This is a genomic window from Mycolicibacterium komossense (genome assembly GCF_025822605.1).
Taxonomy (GTDB): domain Bacteria; phylum Actinomycetota; class Actinomycetes; order Mycobacteriales; family Mycobacteriaceae; genus Mycobacterium; species Mycobacterium komossense.
Window position 1 is genome coordinate 61,730 of sequence record NZ_JACKTY010000047.1, and the last position, 13,807, is coordinate 75,536.

General features: G+C 66.7%; 11 protein-coding genes. 5 read left to right on the forward strand and 6 right to left on the reverse strand.

The window, feature by feature from the left end; genetic code table 11:
• Positions 1-33: 33 nt before the first annotated feature.
• On the reverse strand, positions 34-2,667 hold the full coding sequence (locus H7J73_RS27890; RefSeq protein ID WP_264071050.1) for an AAA family ATPase: 2,634 nt from the start codon (positions 2,665-2,667) through the stop codon (positions 34-36).
• Positions 2,664-3,821, reverse strand: a complete 1,158-nt coding sequence (locus tag H7J73_RS27895) for a metallophosphoesterase family protein (RefSeq protein WP_264071051.1) — start codon at positions 3,819-3,821, stop codon at positions 2,664-2,666. Before H7J73_RS27895 ends, H7J73_RS27890 begins: the two co-directional genes overlap by 4 nt.
• A gap of 136 nt (positions 3,822-3,957) precedes the next feature.
• Here H7J73_RS27895 and H7J73_RS27900 point away from each other — a divergent pair, with 136 nt between their 5' ends.
• Positions 3,958-4,485, forward strand: a complete 528-nt coding sequence (locus H7J73_RS27900; RefSeq protein WP_264071052.1) for a SixA phosphatase family protein — start codon at positions 3,958-3,960, stop codon at positions 4,483-4,485.
• A gap of 2 nt (positions 4,486-4,487) precedes the next feature.
• On the opposite strand, the gene H7J73_RS27905 is transcribed toward H7J73_RS27900, so the two are convergent.
• Entirely contained in the window at positions 4,488-5,030 is a 543-nt protein-coding gene (locus H7J73_RS27905) for a DUF3558 domain-containing protein (RefSeq protein WP_264071053.1), read from the reverse strand.
• Complete coding sequence (locus H7J73_RS27910) at positions 5,027-5,575, reverse strand: DUF3558 domain-containing protein (protein WP_264071054.1); 549 nt, start codon at positions 5,573-5,575, stop codon at positions 5,027-5,029. The genes H7J73_RS27905 and H7J73_RS27910 overlap by 4 nt, the downstream gene beginning before the upstream one ends.
• Positions 5,576-5,745: 170 nt before the next feature.
• On the opposite strand from H7J73_RS27910, the gene H7J73_RS27915 reads away from it, so the two are divergent.
• Both H7J73_RS27915 and H7J73_RS27920 read left to right on the forward strand, forming a co-directional pair.
• Positions 5,746-7,509, forward strand: coding sequence for an ABC transporter ATP-binding protein (locus tag H7J73_RS27915; protein ID WP_264071055.1), 1,764 nt, complete (start codon positions 5,746-5,748; stop codon positions 7,507-7,509).
• Complete coding sequence (locus H7J73_RS27920) at positions 7,506-9,404, forward strand: ABC transporter ATP-binding protein (protein WP_264071056.1); 1,899 nt, start codon at positions 7,506-7,508, stop codon at positions 9,402-9,404. Before H7J73_RS27915 ends, H7J73_RS27920 begins: the two co-directional genes overlap by 4 nt.
• 54 nt (positions 9,405-9,458) lie before the next feature.
• Here the strand turns inward: H7J73_RS27920 and abmR are convergent, their stop codons facing one another.
• Positions 9,459-10,007: an ATP-binding transcription factor AbmR gene (gene abmR, locus H7J73_RS27925; RefSeq protein WP_264071057.1), complete on the reverse strand. Its 549-nt coding sequence runs from the start codon at positions 10,005-10,007 to the stop codon at positions 9,459-9,461.
• Positions 10,008-10,200: 193 nt separating this feature from the next.
• Here abmR and H7J73_RS27930 point away from each other — a divergent pair, with 193 nt between their 5' ends.
• Positions 10,201-11,124, forward strand: coding sequence for an AIM24 family protein (locus tag H7J73_RS27930; RefSeq protein ID WP_264071058.1), 924 nt, complete (start codon positions 10,201-10,203; stop codon positions 11,122-11,124).
• The gene (locus H7J73_RS27935; RefSeq protein ID WP_264071059.1) at positions 11,121-12,689 is read left to right on the forward strand and encodes a class I adenylate-forming enzyme family protein; all 1,569 of its coding nucleotides are present in this window, start codon (positions 11,121-11,123) and stop codon (positions 12,687-12,689) included. The genes H7J73_RS27930 and H7J73_RS27935 overlap by 4 nt, the downstream gene beginning before the upstream one ends.
• Here the strand turns inward: H7J73_RS27935 and H7J73_RS27940 are convergent.
• Positions 12,686-13,798 carry an adenylate/guanylate cyclase domain-containing protein gene (locus H7J73_RS27940; protein WP_264071060.1) on the reverse strand — a complete coding sequence of 371 codons (1,113 nt, stop codon included), beginning with the start codon at positions 13,796-13,798 and terminating at the stop codon, positions 12,686-12,688. The two genes, H7J73_RS27935 and H7J73_RS27940, sit on opposite strands and share 4 nt — an antisense overlap.
• Positions 13,799-13,807 lie beyond the last annotated feature (9 nt).

Genomic DNA, 13,807 nt, shown 5'->3' on the forward strand with positions numbered 1-13,807 from the left:
ATCGCCGGTGAGACCCCGCACGCCACTCGAGGGCTACCCGCTCAGTTCGATGCGGTGTGCGCCGTGGACACCGTTGTAGCGCTCGGGGGTACACGTCAGCACGATCACCTGGCCGTCGCTGCCCACCAGGTCGAAGACGGCACCCATCTTGACCAGCCGGTCTGGATCGGTGAAGCCGAGTGCGTCGTCGATCACCACCGGCACGGTGTCCTCCTTGGCCACCAGGGCGGACACCGCCAGCCGGGTCACCAGCCCGAGTTGTTCCTTCGCCCCGCCGGACAGCGACTCGTAGGGCACGGTCCGGCCGTCGAGCGTGCGACTGCGGATCTGCAGCGCGCTGTCCACCTCGACCTCGAAGGTGGGCCCGAACACCGCCCGCCCGAGCCGCTCGATCTCGGTGCGGAAGGGGTCTACGTAGCGCAGCCGGGTGTTGTCGCGGTGGCGCGCCATCACCGAGCGCAGCAGGTGCGCGGCCTGCGCCCGACTACGAGTCCTGGCGTATGCGGCGGCAGCGTGTTCACGTCTGATCTGCGCGGCATCGAGTTTTCCGGTGCGTCCTTCGGCGCCGAACAGCGTCAGCTCGACGGTCACGTCCCGCAGGACCCTCGATACCTCGTCATGCCTGCGGCCGAGCGTCTGCGCGGCAGTGCGGGCAGCGTCGAGTTCGGCCGCCACCACGTCGGGCGTCGCCTGCTCCAACGATGCCGACAGCGCGACGACCCGGTCACCCATCAGCCGCGCGGCGTCGGCAGCGGCTTGGGCCCTCAGCGCCAGATCGTCGTCGCCGGCGATCGCCCTGGCATCGACCAGCCGCTGCGTGATGGCGGTCAGCTCATCGGCCGCAGCCGCAGCTTTCTCACGGAGAACCGTGGCGCGGGTGCCGCGTTCGACGAGTTGTACGGCCGCTGCGGCCGCCACCTTGCGCTGTGTCTCGCAGTGCGCGGCCACCCGCTTACGCTCGGCGAGGGACACCTCCAGGGCCGCGCGGGCGCCGGCGCTGTCCACCTCATCCCACAACCCCGGCTCCGCCGTCCGGCCGGCCGAAAGCACCTCGAGCCGCGACCGCAGCCCGGCGATATCGTCATCGCCGCGAATACCGGCCAACGTCGCACTCAACTGGTCGCGGCGCGCCGTGAGCTCTCGGCGACGCTCGTCGACCAGCCGGGCATCGGCAGCACTTGCGACACCTCCGGCCACCAGCAGATCCTGCAGATGTTGCTGTGCTGCATCGAGTTTCGCGTGACTGTCGGCGGCGGTGACGCTGGGCGCCACTCGCGCTGACAGGACGCCGGGCAGACGCAACGCGGTCGCCTCCGCGACGGTCAGACAGTGCACCTGCCCCTCTGACAGAACTACCGGGCGGTCGTCGACCAGCAGCTCAAGTTCAGTCTCGGCGGTGACCTCCACGATGGTCGAGGTCGCCGCCACCTGGGCGGCCGCCACGTCAACCGCGCTGGCCGCCACCTCGATGGCACGGAAGCCCTTGTCCGTCAGGGTGATTGCCGCCTGCTCGCCGGTGACCTGGTCAAGATCACGTTGAGCGGCGTCGATGCGGGCCAGTCGGGCGCAGAGCCGGTCGAACTCTTCGCGCTCGGACAGTTCGGTGACGACGTGCCGGGCCGCGTCGAGACGATCCTCGGCTGCGCGTAGCGCCTCGACGGCCTCGGCCAGTGCTGCGTCGGCGGCGGTGACGACCGCTCGGCCGGCGCCCTCGGCCTCTGCCGCCTCGCGAGCGGCGACCCCGGCCGAGGTAACCACTGCGGCCCTGGCGTCGACATCGATGCGCAGTCGGTGACGTTCCTGCAGAGCTGCGGTGGCGGCCGCGCTGGTAGCCTCGGCGGCACCGGCCTCGGTTCTGGCGGCCTGGAGCCGATCAGTCAGGGCGGCAACGGATTCGGCCGCGGCGACTGCCAGCGTGTGACGCTCGGCGACGCTGTCGCGCTGCGCATCGAGTTCCGCGAGTTCGTCGGTGGCCATCGCGTGCCGCCGGATCCGGTCGTCGACTTCGGCGACAGCGGCCGTGCACTGCGCCACGTCCGCTTCGGCCGCCTTGAGGCTGTCGATGGCGGCGGCCCACTGCCCGGTCGGTCGGCCCGTCGGCGTGAAGTAGCGGCCGAACTCGGCGTCGATCCGTTCGATCAGGACCGGTTCGGAGCCGGACAACCCTGCCAGGGCCGCAGCGTCACCGGCGGCGATGTCGAGTGCGCGGGACAAGGCGTCACACCCGGCCAACGGAACAGCAGACGTCGACGTCGACTGCAACACCCGCTGGGCCTGCCAGAGCCCGGTGTCGACGGTATCGGCCAGCATCGAACGCACCCGGTCGTGCGCCTCGTCTCCGGTCAATTGCTCACGGTGCGGCGCCAGCACCGTCAGTTCGGTTTCGCACTTCTTGTGAAAACGCTTGCGATAGACGAAACGGTAGGGGCCGGTGCTGATCTCGGCGGTCACCTCGGCGCCCACGTCGGCATGGGTGGGCTTGACCTGCTTGACGTCTTTCTTCGTCGAGCGATCCTTCGATTCCAGCAGAAGATCGAGCGCCTCGATCATCGAGGACTTGCCGATCTCGTTGTGTCCGGACACCACCGTGACACCGTGATCGGGAAATTCGATATCGCGGTGGGTGACTCCGCGGTAGTTCGTCAGGACCAGTCGGTGCAGCCTCATGCCGCCCCACTTCCAGCCGCGGTCAACCGCAGCAACAGGGCGAGCGCACCCTGCGCGTCCTGGGCGCTCTCCCCGTCCCCGGAGCGGGCCGTGGCCACCAATTCTTCGACCGCCGACGCCGCGAACCCACCGATACCGAGATCGGCGAACTCACCGTCGGCGGGCACGACCGCCAGCTCGGAATGGCGCTCCCACAACCCGACCCAGGCAAACAGCCTGGCGTACTTGTCCAGACAGGCATCCAGCGCAGCGCGATCGGTCACCGTCAGGGTGCCGGTCAGGGCCAGCCGCACCACGGTGCGGTCCTTATCCGGCAGCAAGTCCAGATTGAGGTCGAGGTCAGCGATATCGCGGCTGTCGTCGACCTGCCTGCGCAACGTCGCGAACCGCCACCGTCCGATATGACGCGCCCGCACGGACACCGTCCGCTCCGGGTGGGCCTCGTCGAGGTCGACGACCAGGACATGTCCGGGATCGGCCTCGATATCGTCGTAGTTGGTCACCTCCGGCGACCCCGAGTACCAGACCCGGCCGGTGTCGCCGACCTCGGTGCGGGAGTGCTTGTCGCCCAACGCCACATAGTGGATGGCGCCGCTGTCGATCGCAGCGCGGACCGCAGCCAGCCGGATCAGCGACGGCCGGCTGGGGTCGGGGTCGAGGATGTCGACGCCGCCGTGCGCCACCAGGATGCGGGTGACGCCGTCGGCGGGCACATCGGCCAGGACGTCGGCGACCAGATCGGTGGTCGGTCGCTTGGATCGCCACGGCGCGGCGACGATCTGCACACCGGGGCGCACCTCATGGATGCCGGCACGGTCGAGCACGGTGACGTTATCCGGGCATTCGGCGGCGAACAACGCGCTGGTGTACACCGACGCGGCATCCAGCGGATCGTGATTGCCCGGCAGCAGATAGACCGGAATACCGATGGCGCGCATGGCTTCCAGTGACTGGCTGATCACCCGTGGCGCAAGCTGGTTGTCCTCGAACACGTCGCCGGAAACGACGACGAACTCCGCGCCGACCTCACTGGCAAGTTCGCCGAGACCGGCCACCGCATCGCGGCGGGCCGCGGAGTACCTGGGTTGAGCCTCACCCTCGAGAAAGTGGCGGGTCATCCCGAGTTGCCAGTCGGCGGTGTGTACGAATCGCATTCCGGTACCGCCTTTCTAGTTCGCTTGGATCTCGGCCCCGTGCCTTGTCTGAATGGGCACCGCGAGTGTAGAACCGGGCGCCGACAAGTCCGGGGACGTGCACCGGCATGTGCTCGATTGGCTTACGGTGGTGCAGGTGAGCGACGAACCACGCACGCTGATCCTGCTGCGCCACGCCAAGTCGGATTACCCCGACGGGGTGGCCGACCACGAGCGGCCACTGGCCCCGCGCGGACAACGTGAGGCGGGCCTGGCCGGCGACTGGCTTCGATCCGATCCCCTGATCGATCCCCGGGTGCAGGCCGTGCTGTGTTCGACGGCGACCAGGACCCGCGAAACGCTGGCCCGGACCGGGCTGAATGCCGAGGTGCGCTTCGTCGATCGCATCTACGACGCGACGCCAGGCGCCGTCATCGACGAGATCAACGGCGCTGAGGATACGTTCGGCTTCGATGTGCGCACCCTGCTGGTGATCGGTCACGAACCGACAATGTCGCAGCTGGCTCTCGGACTGGCCGACACCACACGGTCCGACGTCGACGCGCTGGAGGGTATTTCGGCGAAGTACCCCACCTCGGCTCTGGCCGTGCTACGTGTCAGCGGCACGTGGCGGTCAGTCCAGCTCGGCAATGCCGCACTGGTCGATTTCCACGTGCCGAGGTAGAGCTAGCTGTTCGTCGCGAGCGTGAGCTCCATCAGCTTGGTGGCCTGGCCACACGCGTCGATACCGGGAGCCTGCGGGTTGACCCACCAGCCGACGACACCGGCGGCGTCGCTGGCCACACCGCAGGCGCCGTTCGGATCGCTGGTGTGCATGATGATCGAGTCGACGCCGGCGATCCGCTTGTCTTCGATCTTGTAGTTCAGCGCCTGCGCGACCTTGCGTTCGTTGTCGAGACTGCCCTGTTCGAACCAGAACCGGGTGATATCGACCAGCCCGGCCGGGTTGGCCGCCTGCCAGCGGCACACCGCACCGACGAAGGTGCTCTGGATATCTGCGGGGTCGGCGCCGACGGTCTTGGCGAGAATGTCCGTGGTCAGGACATCGCACTCCTTGAGCAGGTTCGGATAGCTCTGCTGCGAGTCGTTGTTGCGCGGACCGGCGCCCGCCTTGACTGCCCTGCCATCGACCGAGTGGGCACAACCGGTCACCAGGCTCAGCGCGGAGACGACGACGGCAGCGCCGATGAGGACACGTTGGTTGATCATTTGGCGTTCGCAATCGACTGGCTGGCCAATTGCTTGGCCACATCACACGGATCGGGATAGGGCTGGGACGCGAAGCTCACCGACCACTCGATGAAATCGTCCTGGAACTGGATACCGATCTCACACAGGTTGTCACCGGCCATCGGATCACTGCCGACGGCGACGAAACCGTCATGGCCGTCGATGTTGATGTTGTCGACCCGGGTGCGCGACAGCTCCTCGGTCTTGCGTTCCCGACCGATTGGGCTGCCCCGGAACCACGTGAACGAGAAGTGCGGTCCGATAATGCCGCCGCCGGCCAGCCACTGGCAGCCGACGGAGTTCTTGGCCGTGTTGACCAATCCGGTGACCTGGGTCAGCTGTCCGACCGTCTGATCCGAGATCCCGCCGCACTCCGGAAAGGTCGGGCCGTGCTGGGCCTCCGCGGCGGGTGCGGGTGCCGACGGTCCCGGCTGGGGTTGGTTGGGGTTGTCACTGGAACAGCTGGCGAAGAGGGGGACCGCCGCTACGACTGCGACGGCCAGCGCCGCTACGTTGCGTTTCACAGGTTCGCGCACTCCTTATTCCCGATGCTGCTTCACACTGCACTGTAGCGGCAGCACCGGCGGCGAACCACCGACACGCCTATTGACCAGGTCTTTTCGCCTGTCACCAGCGAGTCCCGGGGGCACCGACCGTCGCACCGGTGCCTAGGTTTGTATGCGACAGTAGCCACATGCTCCTGGCACTGCTGCGACAGTACGTGCGGCCGTACCGGCGGCTGGTCGCGGTGGTGATGGCGCTACAGCTGATCAGCACCCTGGCCTCGCTCTATCTGCCCACCATCAACGCCGCGATCATCGACGACGGCGTTGCGCAGGGCAACACGAACCGGATCATCCACCTCGGCGCCATGATGCTCGCGGTGACGGCACTGCAGGTCGTCTGCGCCATCGGCGCGGTGTACTTCGGGTCGCGGGCCGGCATGAGCTTTGGCCGCGATGTCCGCGCGGCGATGTTCCACCATGTCACCACCTTCTCCGAGCATGAGACCGCCCGCTTCGGGGCCCCCACACTGCTGACCCGCACCACCAACGACGTCCAGCAGATCCAGGTGCTCGTCCAGATGACGTTCACCGTGCTGGTCACCGCTCCGATCATGTGTATCGGCGGCGTCATCATGGCCATCCACCAGGACGCCGGACTGTCTTGGCTGCTGCTGGTCAGCGTGCCGGTGCTGGCCTTGGGCAACTACTGGATCATCCGGCACATGCTGCCGATCTTCCGCACCATGCAGCGGCTCATCGACGGTATCAACCGGGTTATGCGCGAACAGCTTTCGGGCATCAGGGTGATCCGAGCGTTCGCCCGCGAGCCGTTCGAACGGGACCGGTTCGGCGTCGCCAATCAGGCACTGGCCGATACGGCCCTGGCCGCCGGGCGCTGGCAGGCGTTGATGCTGCCGGTCACCACGTTGACCATCAACCTGTCGAGCGTCGCGCTGATCTGGTTCGGGGGCATGCGCATCGACTCCGGGCAGATGCAGGTCGGCTCGTTGATCGCGTTCCTCGCCTACTTCATGCAGATCCTGATGGCTGTGCTGATGTCGACGGTCTTCCTGGCGATGCTGCCGCGTGCCTCGGTGTGCGCCGAGCGGATCACCGAGGTGTTGTCGACGACAGCGGCGGTCAGCAATCCCGTGTACGCCAAGGAACCGGTCGGGGGCACGGTGGGCGAGGTTCGGCTGGCCGCTGCGAGTTTCAGCTATCCCGGGGCTGATCGCCCGGTGCTGCAGGATATTTCGTTCATCGCACGACCGGGCACCACCACCGCGGTGGTGGGCAGCACGGGGTCAGGGAAATCGACGTTGGTGTCGCTGATCTGCCGGCTGTACGACGTGACCTCTGGCGCAGTGTTCCTCGACGACATCGACGTCCGCGACTATCACACCGAACGGCTGTGGTCCTCGGTCGGCCTGGTACCGCAGCGGGGATACCTGTTCTCCGGGACGGTCGCCGGGAATCTGCGGTACGGCAACGTCGACGCGACGCACGCCCAGATGTGGGAGGCGTTACGGGTGGCCTGCGCCGACGGCTTCGTCGCCGCCCATCCGGACGGTCTTGAGATGCGCGTCGCCCAAGGCGGGATCAACTTCTCCGGCGGCCAGCGTCAGCGGTTGGCCATCGCCCGCGCGGTGATCCGCCGGCCGCAGCTCTACCTTTTCGACGACGCGTTCTCCGCCCTGGACGTGCACACCGACGCCCTGGTGCGTCAGCGGTTGCGGGAAGTGTCCGCCGATTCGACCGTAATCATTGTCTCGCAGCGCATTTCGACCGTGGTGACTGCAGAGCAGGTGATCGTCATCGATGACGGCCGTGTGGTCGGAGCAGGAACGCACGAGAGTCTGCTGGTGGATTGCCCGACGTACATCGAGTTCGCGGATTCGCAATCCAGTGGCGTGAGCGCCGGGGTCGGGCCAGTGGATCAGGATCAACAATGAGCGGTCCGATGCGTGGCGCGCTGCGCATGCAGCAGGCACCGGCGGAGAAGTCGCGAGACTTCACGGGTTCGGCGCTGCGGCTCGTCAAGCGCCTGATACCGCAGCGCGGGATGGCCGCGGCCGTCATTGTCCTGTCGGTCTTCGGGATCGCGATCGGTGTGATCGGCCCGCGGATCCTCGGACACGCCACCGACCTGTTGTTCAACGGTGTCATCGGTCGCCAGCTGCCCGCAGGCCTGACGAAAGAACAGGCGATCTCGGCGGCCAGGGCGCGCGGCGACACCACCTTCGCCGATTTGCTCTCCGGAATGAACGTCGTCCCCGGCCAGGGCGTCGACTTCGGCGCGGTGGGGCGGACGCTGCTGCTCGCCCTCGGTCTGTATCTGGTGGCCGCTCTGCTGGTGTGGATGCAGGCCCGGCTGCTCAACGTCACCGTGCAGCGGACGATGGTGGCGCTGCGATCCGATGTCGAAGCCAAAGTTCACCGACTCCCGTTGTCGCACTTCGACACTCGGCAGCGCGGCGAGCTGCTCAGCCGGGTCACCAACGATATCGACAACATCCAGACGTCGGTGTCGGTCACCATCAGCCAGCTACTGACCTCGGTGCTGACGGTGTTGGCAGTGCTGGTGATGATGCTCACGATCTCGCCGCTGCTGACCTTGATCACGGTCTTCACGGTGCCGCTATCACTGTGGGCGACCAGAACGATCACCAAACGCTCCCAGAAGATGTTCGTCGCGCAGTGGCGCAACACCGGACGGCTCAACGCGCACATCGAGGAGACCTACAGCGGGTTCACCGTCGTCAAGACGTTCGGGCATCGGGCCGGTGCCCGCGAACAGTTCAGCGAGTTCAACGAGGACGTGTTCCACGCCAGTTTCGGCGCGCAGTTCTTCTCCGGATTGGTCTCGCCCGCAACGACGTTCATCGGCAATCTGAGCTATGTCGCGGTCGCGGTCGTCGGCGGCCTGCAGGTGGCTACCGGACAGATCACCCTCGGCAGCATCCAGGCATTCATCCAGTACGTGCGGCAGTTCAACCAACCGCTGACCCAGGTCGCCGCCATGTACAACACGCTGCAGTCCGGGGTGGCCAGTGCCGAGCGGGTATTCGACTTCCTTGACGAACCCGAGCAGTCACCCGACCGCGACGCGGTGCTCCCGGCGGTCGGCCACGCGCCACGGGTGGAGTTCGAGCACGTCAGCTTCGCCTACCGCGAGGACACCCCGGTCATCGCGGATCTGTCGCTGGTGGCGTCGCCCGGCAGCACGACCGCGATCGTCGGGCCAACCGGGGTGGGCAAAACCACGCTGGTCAATCTGCTGATGCGGTTCTACGACGTCGACTCCGGCCGCATCCTCGTCGACGGCGTGGATACCGCCACGGTGAGCCGACATTCGCTGCGGTCGCGGATCGGAATGGTGTTGCAGGACACCTGGTTGTTCGCCGGGACGATTCGCGAGAACATCGCCTACGGCCGGCCCGACGCGACCGACGACGAGGTGATCGAGGCGGCCAGGGCGGCCTACGTCGACCGGTTCGTGCACACGCTGCCCGATGGCTACGAGACCCGGGTCAGCGACGACGGCGGCAACATCAGCGCCGGCGAAAAACAGTTGATCACGATCGCGCGGGCGTTCCTGGCGAGACCGCAGCTGCTCATCCTCGACGAGGCGACCAGTTCGGTGGACACCAGGACCGAGCTGTTGATCCAGCAGGCGATGGGCGAGTTGCGCCGCGACCGAACATGTTTCATCATCGCCCACCGGCTCTCCACGATTCGCGACGCCGATCTGATCCTGGTGATGGAGGCGGGCCGGATCGTCGAGCAGGGCACCCACGCCGAGCTACTGGCCCGGCGCGGCGAGTACTGGTCGATGACGCAGGCCTAGTTGGGATTTCGGCGTGCTCACGACCGCTCAGCGGCGATGAGCACGCCGAAATCCCTACAACTGCGGGCCCTGGGTCTTGAGTTCGTCGACCTCGGACATCGCCTCGCGCAGCTTCGCCAGCCATTCCTCGGCGTGCTCACCGACGAGTTTGACCGACCACGCCAGCGCGTCCGAGCGGGACCGGGCCACACCGGCGTCGACCAGGGTGTCGAGCACCTGCCGTTCGGGCTGTTTGAGGCGCGTCATGACCGGGACGGCGATGTGGGTGAACAGGATCTGCTCATCGCCCTTTTCAGATCCGACCGTCACACCCCAGGAGACCTTGCGGCCGAACTTGTCCTGCGCCTCGTCAGCGATGTGCATCCGCTCGGAACGGGTCTCTTCGCGGAAGCGGGAGACGCGCCCGGCGACTCTAGCTTCGGTCCCCTCGGTGGCCGGTGCGGGCAGCCGCCCGATGACGGTGATCTCTTCGCGGTCGACGACAACAGTCGGGTCGCCGTCGAACCAGGATTGCGGAAGTCGTCCGGCGAACCACTCGGCGGTGTCACCGGCGTCCGGAGCAGCCTCACGCTTGCCGTGTCCATGATGGTGTTGATATCTCATGATTACATGATTACACCGTTACAACGCTGCTAGGGCGGCGTTCACCCCCGGCGAAAACCTATGCTTGGAGCGCTCTGCGCTCGCCCGCGGTCGATTTCTCTGCCCGCCATGTGACCAGAATGCGTCCTCCAGGCATGATCGGCGATGACCAACGACGGTCCCTTGCGATACAGGGGCGGAGCAAGGAGTGAATGTGACTGGAACCGGGCCTGGTAGTTGGCAGCCTGATCCCGAAGGCCGCTACGAGTACCGGTGGTGGGACGGCCAGAGCTGGACCGATCAGGTGTCTCACCAGGGCCAGATGAGCCGGGCCCCGCTCGGTAGCGCCCGCGCCGCGGAAACCCCGGCGGCGGTTCAGGATTCGCAGGCGCCGTCAGCGACGCGGGCGACGGCTTACGTTCCGCGGCAGAGCGCGGCGCCGCAGGCCAGCGCTGCAGCCGGCGGGTTCGCCGGTATCACCGGAGATCTGGTGGACGGGCGCTTCAGCGAAAAGGAAACCAAGCCGGTCGCGAACCAGAATTCGAAGCTGCTGCGGGTGCGGTTGGGCGAGCCGTTCATGGCGCGGCAGGGCGCGATGGTCGCCTACCAGGGCAACGTCGACTTCGCTTTCGAGGGCGGCGGCGCCTCCAAGTTCATCAAGAAGGCACTGACCGGCGAGGGGCTGCCGCTGATGCGCTGCTCGGGGCAGGGCGATGTCTTCCTCGCCGAACGCGCCTACGACGTGCACCTGTTGCAACTGTCGAACTCAGGGCTGTCGATCAGCGGTAAAAATGTACTGGCGTTCTCGTCAGGTCTGGACTGGAACATCGAGCGTGTGAAGGGCGGCAGCATCGCGACGGGCGGCCTGTTCAACACGACGCTGCGCGGCAGCGGTTGGGTAGCCCTGACCACTGACGGCCCGCCGGTTGTCCTCGACGCGGGCGAATCCCCCACCTTCGCCGATACCAATGCGGTGGTCGCCTGGTCGGCGAATCTGCAGACGCAGCTGAAGACGAGTTTCAAAGCCGGCGCCCTGATCGGCCGCGGATCCGGCGAGGCCCTGCAGGTGGCGTTCCACGGCCAGGGGTTCGTCATCGTCGCGCCCTCTGAGGGAATTCAACTGGTGGCCGGCCAATGACGGATCTGCCGATCTGGGGCGGCGACGTCCGCCCGGGTACCTATGCCGGGCATGACGGATTGCTCTACGACCAGGGGCCGTCGACGTTCGCGGAACTGCTGGCGGGCACCACGGTGTGGACCGAGCGGACGTTCTTGGTCCACGGCGAGCGCCGGATCAGCTTCGCCGAGTTTCGGGCGGCCGCCCATGCCGCCGGCATCCAGCTCAGGGACCTTGGGATCGGAACCGGCGACCGCGTCATGGTATTCGGCTACAACAGCCCGGAGTGGGTCGTCGCGCTGTGGGCACTATGGCTGAGCGGCGCTGTACCGGTATTGGCCAATCGCTGGTGGAGCCCGGCCGAAATCGAGCACGCGCTGGAACTTCTCGCGCCGCGGCACGTGCTGACCGACACGGCATTGCCGATCGACGTGCCCCGCAGTGCGCTGGACGACCTGCGCACCTCGTTCGAGTCCGGCGGCGAGCCACCATCGTCCTCGGCATCGACCGACGCCGATGCCACGGCCCTGATCCTGTTCACCTCCGGTAGTTCAGGAATGCCGAAAGCGGTTGAGTTGTCTCGCCGTTCGGTGATCACCAATCAGCACAACATCCTGGCGCGCTCTGGCCGGCTACCGCATCTCCTCGACGCAAATTCCCGGCAGGTCGTCAGCCTGGCCACCACCCCGATGTTCCATATCGGTGGGCTCTCAAGCCTGCTGACCCACTTCCTGACCGGCGGGAAGATCGTCATGACCGAAGGTCGTTTCGATGCCGGGCAGATCATGGGGCTGATCGAGGGCGAAGGTATCCAGATCTGGGGTGCGGTGCCCACCATGGCGATTCGCGTTCTCGAACACCCCGACTTCGACAAGTATGATCTGTCGAGCCTGAAGTCCTGGCCACTCGGGGGCGCTCCGGTCACCACCGCTCTGCTTGACCGTATCCGGGCGAGACTGCCGAAGTTGCGCGAACGCGGATTGAGCAACACCTGGGGCATGACCGAGGCCGGCGGCTTCCTGACCGTCGCCGACGCCCGCGACCTGACCCTGCACCCTGGAACGGTGGGTCGGCCCTATCCCGTCGTCGAAATCCGGATAGCGCCCGGTGATTCCGATGGCATCGGCGAAGTGCTGGCGCGCTCGCCGACCGTGATGAACGGCTACGTCGGCGCTGACACCGATCAGAACGTCGACGCCGACGGGTGGTTGCGCACCGGCGATCTAGGCCACCTCAGCGACGACGGCTACCTCTTTATCGACGGGCGCAGCAAGGACGTCGTGATCCGTGGTGGCGAAAACATCGCCTGCCCGCAGGTCGAAGCCGCGATAGCCACACACCCGCGTGTCGTCGAGGTGGCCGCGCTGGGGCTTCCGCACCCCGACCTCGGTGAGGAGTTAGTGGCGGTCGTCGTACACAGCGCCGACTCCGAGCCGCCAACGGCCGCGGAGCTGTCGGCACACGTCACCGGTGTGCTGTCGTATTTTGCGGTACCCACCCGCTGGGAGATTCGGGCCGAGGCACTGCCGACGCTCGCCGGCGAGAAGATCGACAAACGCTCTTTAGCAAAGGAATTCAGCGCCTAGTCGACGCGGCGCGCGCGGAATAGCTTCGTCTCTCCCTTGATACCTTTGAGCTTGCGGGCACCGGCGAACGACCACGCGAAGCCGTCGTCACCGATCACAGCGCGGGCGGACTCGGCGACCAGCACCGAACCTGGGCGAGCGGCCCCGGTCACGCGGCTCGCGGTGTTGACCGGACTGCCGAACCAGTCACCGGCCCGACTCACCGCCTCCCCCAACGCGATACCAACCCGCAGCATCGGCACGGCGTCGTCGGCGTCCGCGGCATCGACCAGGTCGAGCATCGCCGCCAGCAGCAGCTTCGGATCGGGGCTGACCAGCATGACCGCGTCGCCGATAGCCTTGACGAAGCGCACCGGCGGCACGGCCACATCCCTGGCGATATCGGCCAACCGGTGCGAGAGCCGTTCCAGCTCTTCGGGTTCCACTGCTTCACCGAGGCGGGTGAAGTCGACGAGATCGGCGAAGGCGACCGCGACCTGGCGCGCCCCGGGCATCGGTGCGCCGGCCGCGCGTTCGGAGGCATTGACGGCCTCGGTGTCCAATGAGTGCCGAAGCTGCAGCATCAGCATGTCGAGGATCATCGGCCCGAGCAACGGTGCGACCTGGCCGACCAGCGCCTCGGACTCTTCGGCGATCTCCACTTCGGTCGCGCCAGGACGCAACACCGCACCCAGCGCGGTGTAGCGCATGACTTCGGCCGCGCTCGCCAAGCCTTCACCGAGCACCCGGGTGACCTGCACGCACTGTTCAGCATCCAGCCCGAGGTCGATGAACTTCTGGATATAGGTGGCCACTTCGCCGTCGGCCCGCAGATGTACCGCCGCGTCCGGGTCGTCCACCCTGGGCAGGCCGGCGGCGCGCAGAATTCGCTCCGTCAGCTCGAGGTCGAGTCCGGTCTTCTCACTGAGCTCTCGGGTGGACACATACGATCCGTCGTCTCCGATGATCCGGCGCGACGCCAACAGCATCGGCGAAAACGCATTCTGGATCTGCTCGACGGTGATTCCGCGCTCCATCAGCCACGGAATCAGTTCCGCCCGCTCGGCGCGAGCGTCACCGTCAAGCCCGTCGAGAAGTCCCGAAGCCTCTATGTCGAAATCGGCCGCCACCGGGTCAAG

What these genes read in the sequence shown, in the direction of transcription:
- H7J73_RS27890 (WP_264071050.1), bottom strand. Translation starts at nt 2,667, where the DNA reads ATGAGGCTGCACCGACTGGTCCTGACGAACTACCGCGGAGTCACCCAC.
- H7J73_RS27895 (WP_264071051.1), bottom strand. Translation starts at nt 3,821, where the DNA reads ATGCGATTCGTACACACCGCCGACTGGCAACTCGGGATGACCCGCCAC.
- H7J73_RS27905 (WP_264071053.1), bottom strand. Translation starts at nt 5,030, where the DNA reads ATGATCAACCAACGTGTCCTCATCGGCGCTGCCGTCGTCGTCTCCGCG.
- H7J73_RS27915 (WP_264071055.1), top strand. Translation starts at nt 5,746, where the DNA reads ATGCTCCTGGCACTGCTGCGACAGTACGTGCGGCCGTACCGGCGGCTG.
- H7J73_RS27920 (WP_264071056.1), top strand. Translation starts at nt 7,506, where the DNA reads ATGAGCGGTCCGATGCGTGGCGCGCTGCGCATGCAGCAGGCACCGGCG.
- abmR (WP_264071057.1), bottom strand. Translation starts at nt 10,007, where the DNA reads ATGAGATATCAACACCATCATGGACACGGCAAGCGTGAGGCTGCTCCG.
- H7J73_RS27935 (WP_264071059.1), top strand. Translation starts at nt 11,121, where the DNA reads ATGACGGATCTGCCGATCTGGGGCGGCGACGTCCGCCCGGGTACCTAT.